This is a genomic window from Burkholderia sp. BDU5, from assembly GCF_001522845.1.
Taxonomy (GTDB): Bacteria; Pseudomonadota; Gammaproteobacteria; order Burkholderiales; family Burkholderiaceae; genus Burkholderia; species Burkholderia mayonis.
The window spans coordinates 88,856-107,191 of record NZ_LOWC01000125.1 but is presented as its reverse complement, the minus strand read 5'-3'; the positions used below and the strand labels follow the sequence as shown (position 1 = coordinate 107,191).

Below are 18,336 nucleotides of genomic sequence, written 5' to 3'. Positions count from 1 at the left end.
TGATCCGGCCAACGCATGCGGCACGCGTCGCGCGGCGCGACAAGCCGGGATTCGACGGTCGATGCCAACGCGCGGCCGGCGCGGTTCAAACCGATTAAACCTCATTTCCAAAGACCGTGCGCTGACAAAGGATCGGCGGCGCGAGCCGCTCGACGGGACCGCCGTCGGCATCAGCGGGCGAGCCGCCGTCCGTCGGCGGAAAGACAAGAATGGCGAAGAGAAAGACGCTCCGACGCGCTTCGGCTCGACTCGATTCGGCGCGCGACATCACGCCGAATCGCCACGCTCGCGATCGGCGTTATGCAGCTTCGCGCAGCACCCGCTCGACCGCCGCGGCTGCCGCCTGCGCGCCGCCATACAGGCTCGCGCCGTGCAGCACGTAGCCGTGCTCGCCGACCGTCACCAGCAGTTGCGGCACGCCCGACGCACCGAGCTGCCGCATCGCCCGCTGCGTGCCGTCGATGCGTGCGGCCGTCGCGCTCGCAAGCGCCGCGTCGCCCTCGATCCGGTGCGCGAGTTCGTCCGCGTCGATCGCCACACCGGCCTTCGCGGCGACGTCCGCCGCGACACGCGCGAGCACGTCCGCGCGCGCGGTGTCGAGGCCGTCGACATAGCGCGCGAGCTGAATTGCTTCGAGAAGCGGCCGTTCGAGCCGCGCATCGACGCCGCGCAGCGCGGTCAGCACGCGGTTCGCCGGCCCCGAATCGAAGCGCACGCCGCCGCGCAGCAGCACCTGCTCGCGATACGCGTGCGTGAAGCGCTGCCCCGTCGCCTGCTCGATGCGCTGATCGTTGCGCCACGCGTACTCGCCCCATTCGGACGTCAGATCGCGTGCGCCCTCGTCAGCGAAGAGGCCCGACGGCATCAGTTCGAGCACGCCCGGATAAGCGCCGTCGAGCCCGGCGAGCGCCGGCGCGCTCGCATAGCACCAGCCGCAAAGCGGATCGAAAAAGTACTGAAGTTGGAAGCTGTTCATCGTGCGGAAACGCGTTCTTGAAGAAAGTGAAGCAAGTCTATTCGATATCCAATCGATCGAATACAATGCCAAAATCGACAATTTGTTGCATAAACTGATCGAATATGGATCGAATCACCGCGATGCAGGTGTTCGTCGAGACAGCCGAGCGCGGCAGCGTGTCGGCAGCCGCGCAACATCTGGACATGTCGCGCGCGATGGCCTCGCGCTACGTCGCATTCATGGAGCAATGGTCGGGCGCGCGGCTGCTGCATCGGACCACCCGGCGCCTGACGCTCACCGCGGCCGGCGCGCAGATGCTGCCGCTTTGCCGCGACATGCTCGGGCTCGCCGATCACGTCGCCACGGTCGTCGCCGATCCGGGCGATGCGCCGCGCGGCGCGCTGCGGATCACCGCGAGCGCGATCTTCGCGCAGACGCACGTGACCGACGCGGTCCTCGACTATCTGGCCCGCTATCCGGCCGTATCGGTGGATCTGCTCGTCACGGACCGCACCGCCGATCTCGTCGATGAGCGAATCGATCTCGCGATCCGCATCACGAACGAAGTCGATCCGAGCCTGATCGCGCGCCGGCTCGGCACGTGCCGCTCGGTGCTGTGCGCGTCGCCCGGCTATCTGGCCGAGCACGGCGCGCCGAAGCAGCCGCACGACCTCGCGCGGCACAACTGCCTGACATATGCATATTTCGGGCAGAGCCTGTGGCACCTGACGCGCGACGGCGAACCAGCGACGGTGCCCGTGCAAGGCAATCTGAGCGCGAACGACGCGCTCGTGCTGCTGCGCGCAGCGATCGCGGGCGGCGGCGTCGCGCTGCTGCCAACGTTCGCGGCGGCCGAACCGATCCGCGCGGGCGCGCTCGTGCGCGTGCTGGCCGACTGCACGGCGCCCGATCTCGGCATCTACGCGGTCTACGCGTCGCGCAAGCAGATGCCGCTCGCGATGCGCACGATGATCGATTTCCTTGCCGAGCGTTTCGGCGACACGCCCGCGTGGGATGCCTAGCCGCCCGACGTCGCTCCAGGACGACGAAACGACAACGAAACGACAACGAAAAACGGCGGCGGTACGCGTGTTGCCGCCACGCATACCGCCGCCGTCGAGAAAAGCCGCCGTTCGCGCGATGCGAACCGCCGCGTGAGCGAAAACGCGACGCGCGTCGCCCGCCGCATTCCCGTTCGCGCTACTTGTTGTTCGCGAGCGCGCCGGAGCTGTTCGCGCCGCCGAACAATTGCGTCAGATAATTGGTGTTTTGCTGCATCCGCGCCATCAGCGCGTCGAGCGCGGTGAACTGCGCCTTGTATTGCGCGGTCAGCTGCGACGTATAAGTCTCGAGCCGCGCCTGCCGCTGCGTGATGCTCTTCATGTCGCGGTCGATCGCATCCGAGCGGATGTCGAACGTGCCGCCCTTGCGCAGGTGCACGTCGACTGTCTTCGTGATCTGCGCGCCGACGCCGTTCGTCTTGTTGAACAGCGCCTCGACCGCCTGCGGATCGTTCTGCAGCGCCTCGTTCAGCTTCTTCTTGTCGACGACGAGCGAGCCCTCCGGCAGCTTGTCGCCGGGACGCACGAACGTGACGCCGAGCGCCGCGAGCGACGCGCGCTTGTTATCGCCGTGCGGCACGCCGCCGCCGACGATGTGCGCGAGCGAGTTGCGAATGCCGTTGAGCATCGAATCGCCGATCATCGGGCCGCCCTGCTGCCCCGGCTTCGCCGTCTTGTCGAACGACGTGAGCTGCGCCATCGTCCCGATCATCGAGTTGTACAGATCCACGAAGTTCGTCACCGCGCTCGCCTGGCCGTCGATGTCGCGGGCGATCGTCAGCGTCTGCGGCGCGCCGATCGCTTCTTCGGTCACGTTGATCGTCACGCCGGCGATCACGCCCGTGACCTTGTTGTCCGCGCTGCGCGCGGTGATCACGCCGCCCACCGTGACGATCGCATCCTGCGCGAAATCGCTCTGCTTCCACGCATCGCCCGCCGACGCGATCATCGACTTGCCGCCCTTGTCGTCGGCCGTCGACTTGACCGCGAGGCCCGACAGGCCGGCGTCGTCTTTCACGTTCGATACGCTCACGTCGATCACGTTCGCGCTGCCCGATGCGGTCGAACGCAGCACGAGGTGCGCGCCGTCGGTGCCCGTCACGACCGTCGCGGTCACGCCGGGATTGTTCTTCGCCGAGTTGATCGCAGCCGCGATGCCGGCCGGGGTGTCATTCGCGGCGTCGATGTCGACCGACGTCGAGCGGCCGCCGACCTTGAGCGTCAGCGTGCCGGAGCCGAGCCTCTGCTTCGGATCGAAACCGGCCGACACGAGCGTCTGCGAACGCGCGACCTGCTTGACTTCGACCTGATAGGCGCCGGCGACGGTGCCCTTGTCGGTCGTCGCGGTGATCCCCTTGCCGCTCGCCTTCGACGTGAATTTCTGCGCGAGCGTGCCGTCGGACAGCGACTCGACGCCCGTCTGCAGATTGCTGAGCGCCAGCTTCAACGCACCGAGCGCCGAGATCTGCGTGTTGTTCCAGGACACCTGGCTCTTGATCTCCGCAGCCTGGCCAGCCGTCTTCGCATTGACGAGCGCCGTAACGAGCCCGTTCACGTCCATCGTCGACTTGCCCGTGGAACCGTTGATGAGCGACTGCGCGGCGTCCTGCACTTGCGCCCAAGCGTCGCTTTGCGAGTTTGCCGCGAGAAGCGAATTAGCCCCCGTTTGAGTGATCGCCATCGAATTACCCCCGTTCTGTGTGGTTGGTTTATTTCATGGTTATTCGTAATATGAAAGCATATCGCAATTATTGGAATCTGATTGTGAAGATTGTTGTAAGTCTTGATTCAACCCGGACGACCGCCGGAGCCCGCGGCGCGAAAGCCGGCGAATCCGGCCGCCGCCGGCACGCATGTCGGCGGCGGCGCCGGGCGCGGCGCATCCGAAATCCGGGATCGATCGGCGCGACGCGTGGCCTGCCGCCTAGGTTTCGAGCGCGCTCGCGAGCACGGCGTGCAGCAGCACGTTCGCACCCGCCGCCGCCCATTCCGGCGTGATCGCTTCCGCCTCGTTGTGGCTCAAGCCGTCGACGCACGGCACGAAGATCATCCCCGTCGGCGCGATCCGCGCGAGATGGCATGCGTCGTGTCCCGCGCCCGACACGATGTCCGCATGCGGCAGGCCGAGCGCGGCCGCCGCGTCGCGCACCGCCGCCACGCACGCGGGCGCGAACGGCACCGGCGCGTAGTCGGCGATCTGCTCGATCCGCGCGGACAGCCCGGCCGACTCGGCGATTCGCGCGAGCTCCGCGCGCAGCGCCGCGTCCATGTCGGCGAGCGTCGCGGCATCCGGATGCCGGCACTCGATCGTGAAGAAGCACGCGCCCGGCACCGTGTTGCGCGAGTTCGGACGCGCTTCGATCATCCCGACCGTCGCGCGGCCGTGCGGCGCATGGCGGCGGCCGAGCGCGTCGACGAAGTCGATCATCCGCGCGGCACCGACGAGCGCGTCGCGCCGCAGCGCCATCGGCGTCGTGCCCGCGTGCGCGTCGACGCCCGTGAGCGTCGCCTCGTACCAGCGCTGCCCCTGCCCGGCCGTCACGACGCCAATCGTATGGCCGCCGCGCTCGAGAATCGCGCCCTGCTCGATGTGCAACTCGTACGCCGCATGCACCAGCGCGCCGCCGACGGGCGCGTCGCCCGCGTAGCCGATTTGCGCGAGCGCGTCGCCGAGCGTCACGCCGGCCGCATCCGCACGCGACAGCCCGAAATCGAGCGGATAGACGCCCGCGAACACGCCGGACGCGATCATCGGCGGCGCGAAGCGCGAGCCTTCCTCGTTGGTCCAGACGACGACATCGATCGCCCTCCCGGTCTCGACGCCCGCGTCGTTCAGCGCACGCACGACCTCGAGCCCGCCGAGCACGCCGTAGATGCCGTCGTAGCGGCCTCCCGTCGGCTGCGTATCCGCGTGCGAGCCCGTCAGCACGGGCGCCGCGCGCGGATCGCGGCCGGCGCGGCGCGCGAAGATGTTGCCGATCCGGTCGACGCGGACCGTGCAGCCCGCCGCCCGCGCCCATTCGACGAACAGGTCGCGCGCGCGCCGGTCTTCGTCGGTCAGCGCGAGGCGGCACACGCCGCCTTTCGGCGTCGCGCCGATGCTCGCCATCCGCTCGAGCGACATCCACAGGCGCGCGCCATCGACGCGCAGCGCTTCATCACGCCGCATCGCTCGCCTCCGGTTTCGTGCGTGAATCGGCAGGCTCCGCCGCATCGAATGCGCTGTCGCGCGCATGCACCTGCCGCGGCGCGGCGCACGCCCCGCCGTCCGCTTGCGATTTCCCCGCTTCGTCCTGCGCGCCGCGATGCGGACGCACCTCGCGCGCCCCGCTCCGGGCGTCTTCACATGCGGGGGCCCGTTGCGGCGCACTCGCTTCTCCGCCGTGCGCACGCGCCTCCGGCCGCGCGGCGGAAGCGTCGCCGCGCAGGCCGGGCTCCCGCGGCCCGGCCGGCGTCCCGCGCTGCGCGCCGGCGGTCTGCCGCGCGCCGCTCGCTTCTTCGCGCGCCTCGTCTTCCGGCGACTCCATCAGCCGATAGCGGAAATCGCAGTGCGTGCCGCCCTGCATCAGCGTGCGCGTGCGCGTCAGCGCGATGCGCGGGTCATAGCCCTCGATGAACACGCTGTCGCGTGCGCAGCTCAGCAGATGCCCGATCTCGCCCAGGCCCATCTCGCGATACATCTGCGCATACGCGCAGCGGCGCACGTCGTAGTCGTAATGCGCGTCGTCCGCGCGATGCACGTCGACTTCGAGCGCATCGTCCTTCTCCCACAGCGCCTGCAGCGCGACGAACGACGCGATGCTCGTGCCGCCCGGCTCCTTCGCGGCGAACGCGCGTCCCGCGTCGCGCGCGGCGCCGCGCACGGCCTCCGCGATCACCGCCTGCGCGCGCTCGACGCCGAACTCGCGCTTCATGATCTCGTAGATCGGCTTGATGATCTCCGCCTCGATGCGCCGCCGCGCGAGGATGCCGAGCGGCTCGCCGTCCGCCGCGCCGACCTCGGCCGGATGAATGGGAATGATCGTCATCAGCGTGTCTCCTGGTTCGTTGTCATTTCGATGCGGTCGATGCATTCGACGTCTGCGACGTACGCGACGCGACTCGGGTGCCGGTTGCAGCGCCGCCGCCGAGCACGTCGACCGCGGTCCATTTGCCGCCGCCCGCGCGATAGATCGTGAACGCCGGGTCTTGCAGATTGCCTTCGGCGTCGAACGCGATCGCGCCCGTCACGCCTTGCCGTTTCAGCGCATGCAGCACCGCCGGCAGACGCGCCGGGTCCGTCGAATTCGCGCGCTCGGCGGCGGCGATCAACGTCGCCGCGGCGTCGTATGCGAACGGCGCGTGCAGCTCGATCGGCGCGCGATAGCGCGCACGATAGCGGGCGTCGAACGCCGCGCCGCCCGGCATCCCGGCAAGCGGCAGTCCCGGCTCGAGCGCCGTCACGCCGTCGCCGTCCGGCCCCGCGAGCGACAGGAACGTCTGCGTGACGAAACCGCCCGCGCCGACGAGCGTCGCGCCCAGCTTCAATTGGCGCATCCGTCGCGCGAGCGGCGCGGCCTGCGCGTCCAGCCCGCCGAAGAACACGACGTCCGCGCGCTTCGCCTTGACGGCCGTCAGCACCGCGCTGAAATCGGTCGTCTTGTCATTCACGTACTGACGATCGACGATCGCGCCGCCGTTCGCCTCGACGCCTTTTACGAATTGATCGGCAAGACCCGCGCCGAACGCGGTGCGGTCGTCGATCACCGCGATCCGCTTCGCGTGCAGCGCCTTCACGACGTACGCGCCCGCGTGCGCACCGCCCGCATCGTCGTGGCCCATGATCCGGAACGCCGTTGCGTAGCCCTGCCGCGTGTACTGATGTCCGGTCGACGCCGGCGCGATCTGCGCGATGCCGGCGTCGCGATAGATCCGCGACGCCGGCACGCTGCAGCCGGTATTCCAATGACCGACGACGCCGATCACGCGCCGCTCGACGAGCTGCTGCGCGACCGTCACGGCGGTGCGCGGATCGGACTGGTCGTCGACGGCGACGAGCTTGTAGACGACCGGCTTGCCGCCCAGCGCCGGATGACGGCTGTTCGCGTCGTCGAGCGCGAGCTGCGCGCCGTTCTGCAGATCCTTGCCGATCCGCGCGGACGGGCCGGTCAGCGGCGCGGCGAGGCCGATCAGCACGGTTCGCGGCGCGGACTGCGTGGATTGAGCGGATTGAGCGGATTGAGCGAATGCGGCGGTTCGAGCGGGCGTCTGCGCTTGTGCAGCGGACGCGGCGAACACGGCGGCGACCGACAGTGCGGCGCCGAGCGACAGCGTGGCAGGGAATTTCATCTGAGAGCGGAACCTGGGGATCGAGGGGGAAATGAAAGCGCGCCAAACATGAAAAATATTAAATAATTGTGCTCAATGGCCACAAATATTCAATTGTTCGATACTTATGCCGATATTGCACCCAAGTTCCAGTGCATTGTATTCAAGTCAATTTTTTTCGTTTCCGCAACGAAAGACGTTTCGATAAAATTCGATTCATGAAAAATATCGAACGATTGACCAACGATCCGCCATTGCGCGCGGTACGCGCGTTTGAAGCGTTCGCGCGCGTGGGCTCCGTCACGGCGGCTGCGGCCGAGCTCGACATCACGCCGTCCGCGGTCAGCCACCAGTTGCAGTTGCTGGAGACCTTCGTGCAGACACCGCTCACGGTCCGCGAAGGCCGCACGCTCGCGCTCACCGACGAAGGGCGCGATTACTACCGGTCGATCAGCGCGGCGTTCTCAGTGCTGCGCAGCGCGACGGGGTTCGTTCGCGACCGCTCGTCGCTGCGGCAGATCACGATCAGCCTGATTCCGCTGTTCGGCATCGGCTGGTTCATCCCGCGCCTGCACACGTTCCTCGCGGACAACCAGGACGTCGACGTGACGGTGCTGTACGCGCACCATCGCAACTACCTGAGCGACGCGTCGGATCTGTCGATTCGCTTCGGCGTCGGCGATTGGCGCGGCTATCGCTGCGAGCGGCTGCTGTCGGGCGCAGTCGTTCCCGCGTGCAGTCCGGCGTTCGCGCGCCGCCACGGGCCGTTCAAGCGGCCCGCCGATCTCGCGGCCGTGCCGCTCGTGCACGACGAGGATCGCAATACCTGGGTCAACTGGTTTCAGGGCGCGGGCGTGAAACACGTCACGCACGCAGTCGGGCCGCTTTTCGAGGACGGCCAGCTGACGCTCGCCGCGACGCGCGCGGGACTCGGCGCGGCGCTGCTGCGCGCGCCGCTGATCGAGCGGGAGCTGATGAACGGCGAGCTCGTCAAGCTGTTCGATCACGCGCTCGACGACGGGCGCGACTACTACCTGTGCAGCCGCGCGGACGCCGATTTGCCGGACGGCGCGCAGCGGCTCGCCGATTGGCTGAGGAAGACGATAGGGACGCGCCGATTGGCGTGAGCGGTGAATTGAAGCGAGCGATGTGCGCGCCGCCGACATCGGCAAAGGGAGCGGATCGCAAAACCGCTCGATGTCGGCGAGACTCCATTGACGGCGCGGCCGCCGATCGGACTCACTCAACCGTTCGGTTCGCAAGACGACCACGGTGCGCCACTTTATTTCCGCCGATTACCGCTCGTGTGATCCGTCGTCGGCCGTTGCAACTCATTACATGTGAAATAGTGCACGTTCGCATGATGGCCTCCAGCGGTCGCGCGGCACTGCGTTCGCGACTGCTCCGCCACACCCTCATTCGCCCGGGAAAAGGACTGAAACATGAAGAACCCGCTGATGTCGGCGTTCGTCGCCGCCGTTGCCCTCTCGGCGCTCGTGCCGTCGGCAGAAGCGCATCCGCATCGCGCATGCCATTTCGATCATCATCACCACCGCGTGTGCCATTGGGTCCGCTGATCGCCCCATACAGGCCGGCCGGCGCCTGATGTCGCCGGCCGGCACCCCATTGGACGAAGGTCGGAGCCTTCCGGCCGCGCGCGCCGCGCTCGCGGCTCCGCAGTCCGTCAGCTCAGCCGCCACCACCGCGGCAACAGCCGCCGCACCTCGCCGCGCCGGAACCGGTCGTCGATCAGATGCACGACGCCTTCGTCGTGCTCGGTGCGGATCACCCGCCCCGCCGCCTGCACGACCTTGCGCAATCCCGGAAACAGGTAGACATAGTCGTAGCCGCGGCCGAAGCGCGCGTCCATCGCGCGACGCATCTCTTCGTTGACGTCGTTGACCTGCGGCAGCCCGAGCGTCGCGACGAACGCGCCGATCAGCCGGTCGCCCGCGAGGTCGACGCCCTCCGAGAATGCCCCGCCCAGCACCGCGAAACCGATGCCCCGCCCGTTCGGCTCGAAGCGCGCGAGAAACGCATCGCGCGCGGCCTCGTCCATGCCGGGCGCCTGCTCCCAGACGGGCAGCCCGGGATGGCGCTCGCGCAGCCGCGCGACGACCTGCTGCAAGTACTCGAAACTGCTCAGGAACCCCAGGTAGTTGCCCGGCCGCGCCGCGTACTGCGCGGCGATCAGCTCGACGATCGGCTCGAGCGAGCGCTCGCGGTCGCGCCAGCGCGTCGACACGTGCGCGGCGACCTTCACCGTCAGTTGCTCCGCACGGAACGGCCCTTCGACGTCGAGCGCGCCCGTGTCGTCCGGCAGGCCGAGCGTGTCGCGGTAGAAATCGAACGGGCTCAGCGTGCCCGAGAACATCACGGTCGCGCGCGCGGCGTCGTGGCGCGACGCGAGGAAATCGGCCGGGATCACGTTGCGCACGCAAAGAACCGACGCCTGCTTGCCGCGGCGCGGCGCGATCGCTCGCACGAGCGTCGCATCGAAGATCGAATGCGTGTCGAACTGCTCGGCGAGCGCGACGAAGTGGATCGCATCGAAGCAGAAGCGCAGCACGGCGGCGTCGAGCGCGAGCGGCGCTTCCGCCGCGAGCTCCGAAAACCGGCCGATCAGGTTCTGCGCGGCCGACAGCACGCGCGGCGGCACGTCCGCGTGCACCGTGTACGCGGTCTCCTGCTCGCGATTGAGCGCATTCCATTCGCGGTTCAATCGCTCGAGCGCCTTCGTGAGCGGCGCGGGCGCGAGCTTGCGGACCCCGGCGAGCTCCCGCTGATCGAGCGCCGCGCTGTACATCCCGCGTGCGCGGTCGAGCAGGTTGTGCGCCTCGTCGACGAGCACGCCGACGCGCCACTGGTTCTGCTGCGCGAGGCCGTGCAGCAGCGCGCGGCCGTCGTAGTAGTAGTTATAGTCGCCGACGACGACGTCGCACCAGCGTGCGAGCTCCTGCGCGAGATAGTACGGGCACACGTCGTGCGTGAGCGCCGCGGCGCGCACCGTCGCGCGATCGAGCCGGCCGTGTTCGAGCGCGGCGGCGCGCGCGGCCGCGAGCCGGTCGTAGAAGCCGCGCGCGAGCGGACACGATTCGCCGTGACAGGCGGCGTCCGGATGCTCGCACGCCTTGTCGCGCGCGACGAGTTCGAGCACGCGCAGCGGCAGCGCGCCGCCCGCCGCCGCGCGCAGCGCATCGGCCGCGTCGAGCGCGAGCGCGCGGCCGGGCGTCTTCGCGGTCAGGAAGAACAGCCGGTCGAGATGATCCTCCGCGCACGCCTTCAACAGCGGAAACAGCGTGCCGAGCGTCTTGCCGATGCCGGTCGGCGCCTGCGCGAGCAGCGCGCGGCCGTCGCGCGCGGCGCGATAGGCGGCGACGGCGAGCTCACGCTGCCCGCTCCGAAACTGCGCATGCGGAAACGCGAGCGCGCGCAGCGCCGCATTGCGCGCGGCGCGATGCGCGTCCTCGCGCGCCGCCCAGTCGACGAAGCGCTCGCACTGCTCGACGAAGCATGCCTCGAGCGTCGCGGCCGTGTGCGTTTCAGTCAGTACCGTCTCGCGCAACGTTCCCACGTCGAAATAAACGAGCGCGACCGTCAGTTCCGCAAGCCCGCGCGATTCGCGCAGCAGATGCCCGTACACCCGCGCCTGCGCCCAATGCAGCGCGCGCTGGTTCGCCGGCATCTTGCCGAGATCGCCGCGATGCGTCTTGATCTCTTCGAGGCGGTTCAGCACCGGATCGTAGCCGTCCGCGCGGCCGCGCACCGTCAGGCCGCGATGCTCGCCCGCGAGCGCGATCTCCTTCTCGTAGCCGGCGCCGCGCCGCGACGCGACCGTCGCGTGCCCGGCCATCCCTTCGAGCGCGCTCGGCGCGGGCGTGAAGCGCAGATCGAGATCGCCTTCGCGCGCGGTGAACTCGCACATCGCGCGCACCGCGACGACATAGCTCACGCGAGCGCCTCCTCGTCGTGCGGCGCGTGCGCGTCGCCGGCCCAGCGCACGTCGAGCACGCGCACCGGCATCCGGTGCCGCACGCAGTAGTCGAGCCAGCGGATCTGGTTGTCCTGCAACCGGTCGCCCGGGCCTTTCACTTCGATCAGTTCGTAGCGGCGCGCATCGGGCCAGAAGCGCACGAGGTCCGGCAGTCCCGAGCGGTTGCCGCGCACGTCGTCGAGCAGCCGCTCGAACCACAGCCGCAAATGCTCGGCGGGCAGGCACGCGAGCGCATGCTCGAGCAGCGCGTCGTCGAGTGCGCCCCAGAACACGAACGGCGACTGCACGCCCATCTTCTGCGCGTAGTGGCGGCGGATCGTGTCGCGGTATTGCGGACCGTCGAGTTGCGCGAGGCACGCATCGAACTGCGCGGCGCGGCGCGCGCGAAAGTCGGGCGCATGCAGATCGGCCGGGCCGCGCTGGAACGGGTGGAAGAACGCGCCCGGCACCGCGGCGAACACGGGCTCCCAGCACAGGAGCCCGAACAGCGAGTTGATCAGCGTGTTCTCGACGTAGAAGACGGGCGCATCCGCGCGGCTCAGGTGATCGCGCGCGACGTATTCGACCGGATACGGCGCGCCCGGATGCGCGAGCTCGATGCAGTCGCGCGGAATCGCCTGCGCACTCGCCGCACTCGCCGCGCGCGTCGCCGACAAGCCGACGCGCCGCCGCAGCCGCGGCAGCATCCGTGCGATCTGCTGCGCCTCCGCTTCGTTTTCGGGCGCGCGCGTCGCTTCGTCGGCGAGCGCGAGCGCCGCGTCGAAGCGCTCGCCGCGTTCGAGCACGCGCACGCGCCGCTGCCGGCTGCCGGGCCATGCGCTCGATTCGTATGCGGCGAGCGCGCCGTCCCAATCCGCGCGGCGCTCGCATGCCTGCCCGATCGCGAACGACAGCTTCGCGCGCCGCATCGCGAGCCACGCGTTCCCGCAGTCGATCGCGGCCGCGACCGCGAAGAGGGGCGCGAGCGGCGTCTCTTCCGGCCAGCGTTCGAGCTGCTCGCGGCACGCGTGCAATTGCAGATAAGCGTCGACGTCGCCGCGCCGCTGGAACGCACGCGACGACGGCGCGAACGCGACCGTCTCGTACTGAAGCAGCCCGAGATCGGCGAGCACGAACTCCGACCAGTCCTGATGCAGATTGCCGAAGAACATCAGCCGCAGCCGGTTGCAGAGCCTATCGACCGTCACGCGCAGCACGCGGTCGTCGATCGACGGCAGCCACTGCGCCCAGGTTCGCTCGCCGTCGTGGGCCGCGCGCAACGCGTCGAGCCAGTCGGCCTTGCGGATCGCGCCGCTCGCGGGCGTGTCGGCAAACGCGTCGCGCAGCTCGGGCTTCGTCGCGAGCGCGAACAGTTCGTCGAGCGCGAGCGCCGGCTCCGGATCGATCCAGCCGAGTTCGACGAGCGGCGCCGCGGCCGCGAGCGAGCAGCCGATCTCGTCGTAGGCGAGCTTGCTCGCGCGGAAGATCGGCCCCTTGCGCATCAGCATCCGCACGAGCAGCGCGCGCGACGCGCGCGGCAGCCGGCAGAACGCAGCGACGAACGCGTGCTCGTCGGCGTCGAGCACGTCGTCGTAGCGCTCGACGAGCCACGCGAGCGCTCGCTCGAAATTCGACAGGTAATAGAACGCGGGAGGAGACGACGGATCGGGCGGCACGGGATTCGGCGATTACGAGCGGTCGATGGTGCATCCCCAATTACGGGGGCTGCGAACCGTGACCAGACGAGTCATCCGCGCATGATAGCGCACGGCCGGCCAGTGGCTTTGCGACAGTGGCCGGCACCGTTCGCGCGTGGCGTGAACGGTCGTGGCGGCGCTCATGTGTGGTGGGTGGCGCGCTTCGTGGTCCGACGCCGGTCACACCACGATTGCAGTGGCCGCGGCCCGCTTGTTCGCTTGTTCGCTTGTTCGCTTGTTCGCTTGTTCGCTTGTTCGCGCGCCGCGTGCGCCGTCCGGCATGCGTCGGAATTCTGCGCGACGACGCCCGACAATCGCGACGCTCACGCGCAATCACGGCAAACTGTATTTCGGCTTCCGTGTCGCGCGAGCGCTGGCGTGATCGCCTTCCTTCCAGCGGCAAGCCGCATGCATTCGTCCGGCAAAACAATCGCAGCGAACATGTCGCAGCGCGTGCGCATATCGGCCGTCGCCATCCGCGCTCATCGACCTCGCGCCGTGAGCGTCACGCGGCTCCGGATTGGCGAGAACCCGCCGCCAACGCGCCGCCCAGAACACCCTGCGCGGTGACGCTCAAAAGCCCGTGCTGCACCCGATGGAATTACCCGCCTCGCTCGCGCACGTGACGCCGGGCACGGGCTTTTCGACCACGATTTCCGGGCGGCCCGGCACGCCCGGCGAACTAGCCCGACCCGGCCACTTGCCGCGCGGATCATGATGCGAATCGCGCAATCGCTGCACGGCGCGATCTTCTTCCGCGAGCCGTTGGCGTCGCTCGGCCGCCCCGAGCTCGTCGGCGAATTTGACGGCGCCCGCCCCACTCCGCCGCTTCGCTTCGAACGATGGCAGCGCGCCCTTCGCATCACCGAACACCGACGTCACGGGCGACCCGTAGCTCGACGCATCGGCGGCCGATCGATTGATCTCTTTCGCGGCGAACGTGTGCGGCGATACGTCGGCCATGTCGAACGGGTTCTGTCCGCCGGCCCGGCTCGCCGTCGCCGGGACGACGATCAGCGATACGAAAGACCATTTGAGCACGAGAAACAACTTATTCATTCACTGACAACGACATCGGCAACAAAGCGCGCCACTATACCAGCCGATTCGCCGGATTCCGCGATTGTCCCCGACTTCGCTGCGCCCACGTAAAAATGTCGGATGCCAAAACGTCTTTCAAGCCGCGCACGAACGAACAGGCGACCGATCGCGGCTGCCCGCATCGATTGCACCGCGCCCGCAAAAACGATTGAGTGCGCGCCGCCGATGTGATTCCATTCGGAGGCGAGTTCCGACACGCGCTCGCACGACAATCACGACAATCACGATAATCATGACAACCATTCCGAGGACACCACAGATGGAGACGATTGCCGTAATCGGCAGCAACATGGTCGATCTCGTGACCTACGTCACGCGGATGCCGGCCGACGGAGAAACGCTCGAAGCGCCGAACTTCGAGATCGGCTGCGGCGGCAAGGGCGCAAACCAGGCGGTCGCCGCGTCGAAGCTCGGCGCACGTGTCGTGATGGTGTCGAAGGTCGGCGACGATCTGTTCGCCGACAACACATTGCGCAACTTCGAGCGCGTCGGCATCGATACCGAGCACGTGCGCCGCGTGTCCGGCGTATCGAGCGGCGTCGCGCCGATTTTCGTGAGCCCCGATTCGCGCAACCGGATCCTGATCGTCAAGGGCGCGAACCTGCATCTGAGGCCGGCCGACATCGACGCGGCGACCGCGAAGATCGAGGCGAGCCGCCTCGTCGTGCTGCAACTCGAGATCGACATCGATACGGTCAACTATGCGATCGATTTCGCCGCCGCGCGCGGCATCCCGGTGCTGCTGAATCCCGCGCCCGGCGTCTCCGGCCTCGACTTCGCGCGGCTCGCCAAGCTCGAATTCCTCGTGCCGAACGAAACCGAGCTCGCGCTCGTGTCGGGCATGTCGACCGACACGCTCGATGCGGTCACGCGCGCGGCGGGCTCGCTCGTCAAGCGCGGGTTGAAGAACGTGCTCGTCACGCTCGGCGACAAAGGCTCGCTGCTCGTGTCGCGCACGGGAATCGTGCGCGTGCCGCCCGTCGCGGTCGATGCGCGCGACACGACGGGCGCGGGCGATGCGTACATCGGCTGCTTCGCGCGCCACTATGTCGCGACGGGCAACGTGCCCGCCGCGATGCGGCTCGCATCCGCATATGCCGCGCATTCGGTGACGGGCTTCGGCACGCAGAAATCGTACGCGGACGCGGCGACGTTCGAGCGCTTCCTGCAGACGGTCGGCTTCGACGCCGCATCGAGCACGACATCCTCCGCGAGCCGCAAGCCGCCCGTCAGCCGATGAGCGTCTTCCGATAAAGCGCGAGCATCGCGTCCGCATCGACGCCGACGCACACGTCGCGCGGCGGCCGCCCGTCCCAGTCCGGCGCAGGCACGGTCATCGTCGCCGGCTTCTGGATCGTCTCGCCGACCGCGATGCCGCCCGTCAGCACGCGCACCGGGCCCGTGCGCGTCTTGTACAGCTGCGGCGCAACCACGTACGCGACCGCCGACGAATCGTGCACGTAGATGCCCGCGAGCCCCGCGCTCGCGCAATGGAACGCCTCGTAATGGCGCGACACGTCCCACACGAAGCGGCCGACGTCGCCCGCGTCGTCACGCAGCGCGGCGAGGTACTCGGTCGTCATGATCGTGTTCTGCGTGACGTCGAGCCCGACGATCGCGAGCGGCCACGACGCCGACATCACGATGTCCGCCGCGTCGGGATCGCCGAAGATGTTCGCCTCGGCGGCGGGCGACACGTTGCCGAGCACGCCCGCGGTGCCGAACGCACCGCCCATGATGACGACCTGCTTGACCAGCGTCGCGACCTCGGGGTCCTCGGCGAGCACGTGGGCGAGATTCGTCAGCGGACCGACCGCGAGCAGCGTGACTTCGTGCGGATGTGCGCGCACCGTGTCGATGATGAAGCGATGCGCGGGCCGCGCATCGAGATTCGGCGCGTGCGCGACGTCGACGGACAAGCTGAGGCCCGTGTTGCCGAGACCGTCGTCGCCATGGATGCCGCCGAGCGGCTCGGGCGCCGGCCGCCGCAATGGCGCCGCCGCGCCGCGCGCGACGGGCACGCCGGGTGCGAAGCGGCCCGCGAGATAGAGCGCGTTGCGGGTCGTCGTGTCGATCGTCGCGTTGCCGAACACGCTCGTCACGCCGAGCAGTTCGATGTCCGGATGAAGCACCTGGAACACGAGCGCCATCGAATCGTCGACGCCCGGGTCCGTGTCATAGATGATCTTGTGCAAGCTCATGGGTATCCCGTGGTGGGCGCGGCACGAAGCCGCCGCGCGATGGCTCGGAAGCGTCGAATGATACCCGCGCCGCTGCTTCGCTGCGCGCCGGCGTTGCGTCGCGTGAAGCGTCGTTCGCACTCGCGCCGCGATTCGCATGATCACCGCTGCGATGCATCGATCGTTCCCGCCGCCGCAACGGCGATGGCCGTCGCCCGCCGCGCTGCCCGAGCGCGCCGATTTCGTCGTGCTCGTCGTGCTCGTCGTGCTGGCGGTGCGGCCCGATTTGTCGATCCCGTGGCTCGAGGACGATGGACGCCCGCCTGTCTGCGCGATCGCGACCATGAGAGTCCGGCGATTCTCGACATGCTGCTACGAATCGACGTCGAATGCATGCTGTCGACGCCCGTCCGGTCGTTCGGGCTCCTGAGCGCGATGGCGCTCGCATGCCGCCGGCGCTGGCGCGAAGATGAACATCGCGGCGAATCGCGCAACTCGAGCAGCGGGTGGAATCGCAGCGCGCGCTCGACGACGCGAAGACGCCGCTATTACGAATACATGGAATCAGGGAAGAGAAAGCGTATCGGCAAATCGGGCGACAGGCGACGAAAAAGCGCATCGCCGCGCATCGGCTCGCCGAGCAGATCGAGCAGGCGCATGCGCCGCCGAAGCGGCCCGACTGAGCGGATCGCGGCTCACGCGCGCTCGCGTCCGCCCGAACTACCTGGCCGCACGAGACCGAGATGATCGCGCAGCGTCGTCCCTTCGTATTCGGTGCGGCAGATCCCGCGCCGCTGCAGGATCGGCACGACGCCGTCGACGAAATCCTGCAGGCCGTCCGGCAGCACGTCCGGCATCAGGTTGAAGCCGTCGGCCGCGCCGGCTTCGAGCCAATGCGCGATGTCGTCGGCAATCTGCTCAGGCATGCCGACGATCACCCGATGCCCTGCGCCGCTCGCCATCGCGCGCATCAGCTCACGCACCGTGTAGCGGTGCCGCCGCGCGCTCGCGAGCGTCGCCTCGAAGAACGTGTGATCACCGTTGCCGCCGTCCGGCAGCGCGAGATCGTCGGGCAGCGGCGCGTCGGGCGCGAGCCGCTCGACCGGCACGCCGAGCGTACCCGCGAGCCGGTTCAGGCTGTAGCGCAGCGGGATCAGGTCGACGAGCGCGTCGCGGCGGCGCAGCGCGTCGGCGTCGGTCGCGCCGACGATCGTCGTGAGACCCGGCAGCACCTTGATGTCGCCGCGGCCGAACGTGGCCGCCGCGGCCTTCAGCTCGCGTGCATAGCCGAGCACCTCGTCGAACGATTGCGAGGCGGAGAACACCGCCTCCGCGTGCCGCGCGGCGAACGCGCGCCCGTCGGCCGAGCCGCCCGCCTGCACGAGCACCGGATGCCCTTGCGGCGGACGCGGCAGGTTCAGCGGCCCGTGCACGCGAAAATGCGCGCCGCGGTGCGCGATCGGCCGCACCTTGCGCGTGTCGACGAAGCGGCCGTTCGCCTTGTCGCCGATGAGCGCATCGTCGTCCCAGCTGTCCCACAGCGCCTTCAAGATGTCGACGAGCTCCGCCGCGCGCGCATAGCGCTGCGCATGATCGGGCACCGCGTCCAGGCCGAAATTGCGCGCGGAGCCGAGATCGGCCGTCGTCACGACGTTCCAGCCGGCGCGTCCGTCGCTCGCGTGATCGAGCGACGCGAAGCGGCATGCGAGATTGAATGGCTCGTTGTAGCTCGTCGACGCCGCGCCGATGAGGCCGATATGCGTCGTCGCAGCGGCGATCGTCGCGAGCAGGATCGCCGGTTCGAGCGCGGTGATCGGACGAAAGTCGATCTGATCAACGATCGCCGCGTTGTCCGCGAGAAACACCGTGTCGAACTTCGCCGCCTCGGCGATCCGCGCGACGCGCACGTAATGCCTGACGTCGACGAACGCGCGCGGATCGGCTTCGTCGACCCGCCACGCGGACGGTACGAAGCCCGAATGCAGGATGTTGACGTTCAGATGCAATCGCCGGCGCGGCGGCCGTTTCAGGACGTGGGTCGTCAATGATCGTGGAAAGC

At 68.7% G+C, this 18,336-nt stretch carries 17 protein-coding genes; 6 read left to right on the top strand and 11 right to left on the bottom strand.

Features of this window, described 5'->3' with window-relative positions; translation table 11 throughout:
- Nucleotides 1-298: 298 nt before the first annotated feature.
- A complete protein-coding gene (locus WS69_RS20020) occupies nucleotides 299-976 on the bottom strand; it encodes a DsbA family protein (protein ID WP_059472418.1) in 678 nt (225 codons plus the stop codon).
- Between the two features lie 104 nt (nucleotides 977-1,080).
- Here WS69_RS20020 and WS69_RS20015 point away from each other — a divergent pair, with 104 nt between their 5' ends.
- Nucleotides 1,081-1,980, top strand: a complete 900-nt coding sequence (locus WS69_RS20015; protein ID WP_059472417.1) for a LysR family transcriptional regulator — start codon at nucleotides 1,081-1,083, stop codon at nucleotides 1,978-1,980.
- A 178-nt stretch (nucleotides 1,981-2,158) separates the two neighbouring features.
- Here the strand turns inward: WS69_RS20015 and fliD are convergent, their stop codons facing one another.
- The 4 genes from fliD to WS69_RS19995 form a co-directional block, all read right to left on the bottom strand.
- On the bottom strand, nucleotides 2,159-3,700 hold the full coding sequence (fliD, locus tag WS69_RS20010; protein WP_059472416.1) for a flagellar filament capping protein FliD: 1,542 nt from the start codon (nucleotides 3,698-3,700) through the stop codon (nucleotides 2,159-2,161).
- 243 nt (nucleotides 3,701-3,943) lie between these two features.
- Nucleotides 3,944-5,188 carry a Zn-dependent hydrolase gene (locus WS69_RS20005; RefSeq protein WP_059472415.1) on the bottom strand — a complete coding sequence of 415 codons (1,245 nt, stop codon included), beginning with the start codon at nucleotides 5,186-5,188 and terminating at the stop codon, nucleotides 3,944-3,946.
- A complete protein-coding gene (locus WS69_RS31615) occupies nucleotides 5,178-6,047 on the bottom strand; it encodes an L-2-amino-thiazoline-4-carboxylic acid hydrolase (protein ID WP_082716334.1) in 870 nt (289 codons plus the stop codon). Before WS69_RS31615 ends, WS69_RS20005 begins: the two co-directional genes overlap by 11 nt.
- Before the next feature lie 22 nt (nucleotides 6,048-6,069).
- Nucleotides 6,070-7,347 (bottom strand): branched-chain amino acid ABC transporter substrate-binding protein, encoded by a 1,278-nt coding sequence (locus tag WS69_RS19995; protein WP_059472414.1) that lies wholly within the window; start codon nucleotides 7,345-7,347, stop codon nucleotides 6,070-6,072.
- A 197-nt stretch (nucleotides 7,348-7,544) separates the two neighbouring features.
- Here WS69_RS19995 and WS69_RS19990 point away from each other — a divergent pair, with 197 nt between their 5' ends.
- Together WS69_RS19990 and WS69_RS34945 are read left to right on the top strand one after the other, a co-directional pair.
- The gene (locus WS69_RS19990; protein ID WP_059472413.1) at nucleotides 7,545-8,453 is read left to right on the top strand and encodes a LysR substrate-binding domain-containing protein; all 909 of its coding nucleotides are present in this window, start codon (nucleotides 7,545-7,547) and stop codon (nucleotides 8,451-8,453) included.
- 315 nt (nucleotides 8,454-8,768) lie between these two features.
- Entirely contained in the window at nucleotides 8,769-8,903 is a 135-nt protein-coding gene (locus WS69_RS34945) for an HHHH-motif protein (RefSeq protein ID WP_226382955.1), read from the top strand.
- 107 nt (nucleotides 8,904-9,010) lie between these two features.
- Here the strand turns inward: WS69_RS34945 and WS69_RS19985 are convergent, their stop codons facing one another.
- The 4 genes from WS69_RS19985 to WS69_RS33585 form a co-directional block, all read right to left on the bottom strand.
- Nucleotides 9,011-11,278, bottom strand: a complete 2,268-nt coding sequence (locus WS69_RS19985) for a helicase C-terminal domain-containing protein (protein WP_059472412.1) — start codon at nucleotides 11,276-11,278, stop codon at nucleotides 9,011-9,013.
- Nucleotides 11,275-12,975: a VRR-NUC domain-containing protein gene (locus tag WS69_RS19980; protein WP_059472411.1), complete on the bottom strand. Its 1,701-nt coding sequence runs from the start codon at nucleotides 12,973-12,975 to the stop codon at nucleotides 11,275-11,277. The genes WS69_RS19985 and WS69_RS19980 overlap by 4 nt, the downstream gene beginning before the upstream one ends.
- A 594-nt stretch (nucleotides 12,976-13,569) precedes the next feature.
- Entirely contained in the window at nucleotides 13,570-14,055 is a 486-nt protein-coding gene (locus WS69_RS19975; RefSeq protein ID WP_059472410.1) for a hypothetical protein, read from the bottom strand.
- Entirely contained in the window at nucleotides 14,052-14,294 is a 243-nt protein-coding gene (locus WS69_RS33585) for a hypothetical protein (protein WP_156438268.1), read from the bottom strand. Before WS69_RS33585 ends, WS69_RS19975 begins: the two co-directional genes overlap by 4 nt.
- A 62-nt stretch (nucleotides 14,295-14,356) precedes the next feature.
- On the opposite strand from WS69_RS33585, the gene rbsK reads away from it, so the two are divergent.
- Nucleotides 14,357-15,337: a ribokinase gene (gene rbsK, locus WS69_RS19970; protein ID WP_059472409.1), complete on the top strand. Its 981-nt coding sequence runs from the start codon at nucleotides 14,357-14,359 to the stop codon at nucleotides 15,335-15,337.
- Here rbsK and WS69_RS19965 read toward each other — a convergent pair.
- Nucleotides 15,327-16,298, bottom strand: coding sequence for a nucleoside hydrolase (locus WS69_RS19965; RefSeq protein ID WP_059472442.1), 972 nt, complete (start codon nucleotides 16,296-16,298; stop codon nucleotides 15,327-15,329). The two genes, rbsK and WS69_RS19965, sit on opposite strands and share 11 nt — an antisense overlap.
- 136 nt (nucleotides 16,299-16,434) lie before the next feature.
- On the opposite strand from WS69_RS19965, the gene WS69_RS34940 reads away from it, so the two are divergent.
- Both WS69_RS34940 and WS69_RS34935 read left to right on the top strand, forming a co-directional pair.
- Complete coding sequence (locus tag WS69_RS34940; protein ID WP_231747175.1) at nucleotides 16,435-16,707, top strand: hypothetical protein; 273 nt, start codon at nucleotides 16,435-16,437, stop codon at nucleotides 16,705-16,707.
- Nucleotides 16,708-16,783: 76 nt separating this feature from the next.
- Nucleotides 16,784-16,960: a hypothetical protein gene (locus tag WS69_RS34935; RefSeq protein WP_231747174.1), complete on the top strand. Its 177-nt coding sequence runs from the start codon at nucleotides 16,784-16,786 to the stop codon at nucleotides 16,958-16,960.
- Nucleotides 16,961-16,972: 12 nt separating this feature from the next.
- Here WS69_RS34935 and WS69_RS19960 read toward each other — a convergent pair whose 3' ends face one another.
- Complete coding sequence (locus WS69_RS19960) at nucleotides 16,973-18,322, bottom strand: LLM class flavin-dependent oxidoreductase (protein WP_059472408.1); 1,350 nt, start codon at nucleotides 18,320-18,322, stop codon at nucleotides 16,973-16,975.
- Nucleotides 18,323-18,336: the final 14 nt, after the last annotated feature.